Origin of the sequence: Paenibacillus sp. 7516 (genome assembly GCF_002272715.1) — a bacterium.
Classification (GTDB): domain Bacteria; phylum Bacillota; class Bacilli; order Paenibacillales; family Paenibacillaceae; genus Paenibacillus; species Paenibacillus illinoisensis_A.
Genome location: NZ_NPBI01000058.1, coordinates 1 through 272 on the forward strand (window position 1 = coordinate 1; position 272 = coordinate 272).

Genomic DNA, 272 nt, shown 5'->3' on the forward strand with positions numbered 1-272 from the left:
TGGAGCAGGAGCAACCGGCGTTACTGGAGTGACTGGGGTCACAGGTATAGCAGGTGTTACAGGCGAAACTGGGGCAACAGGGATCACGGGTGCGACAGGTGTTGGTTTGAGTGGCGTGGTACCATTTGATCCAGCTGTAGCGCCGACGTATCCAGCAGGTCAAGTGGTTACGTTCAACGGAAGTACCTATCTAGCGACTGTTCCTGCACCGACCGGGACACCCGGAACTTCCCCAGACTACACATTATTGGCGGGAGCAGGGGCCACAGGTA

General features: G+C 57.0%; 1 pseudogene. It reads left to right on the forward strand.

The window, feature by feature from the left end:
- A pseudogene (locus tag CHI14_RS29605) lies at window positions 1–272 on the forward strand (collagen-like protein); the annotation flags it as partial.